The sequence below is a fragment of the Gemmiger formicilis genome, from assembly GCF_016901605.1.
GTDB classification, from domain to species: domain Bacteria; phylum Bacillota; class Clostridia; order Oscillospirales; family Ruminococcaceae; genus Gemmiger; species Gemmiger formicilis_B.
This window is the reverse complement of the sequence record NZ_JACJKP010000765.1, coordinates 1-222: the sequence shown is the minus strand read 5'-3', so window position 1 is coordinate 222 and position 222 is coordinate 1. Positions and strand designations below refer to the sequence as shown.

The 222-nt window shown below is 50.9% G+C and carries 1 protein-coding gene; it reads left to right on the top strand.

The window, feature by feature from the left end; genetic code table 11:
• Entirely contained in the window at nucleotides 1–117 is a 117-nt protein-coding gene (locus tag H6B10_RS19120) for a GHKL domain-containing protein (RefSeq protein WP_430661787.1), read from the top strand.
• Nucleotides 118–222 lie beyond the last annotated feature (105 nt).

Here is a 222-nt window from a genome sequence, read left to right as displayed (position 1 = left end):
ATCAACCGGGATTTTTCCACTACCAAGGCCGACAAGACTACCCATGGATTCGGCCTGCCCGGTATGCGGGAAATTGCGGAACGGTATCACGGCACGTTGGATGCCACTGTAGAGTGATCACAAGCAGGACATTGATAAAAATAGAGCGTACCGCAAGTTTTGCGATACGCTCTATTTTGTAGCTTCTGGCCGCGTGGGGCTATACCAGTAAACACACCACCA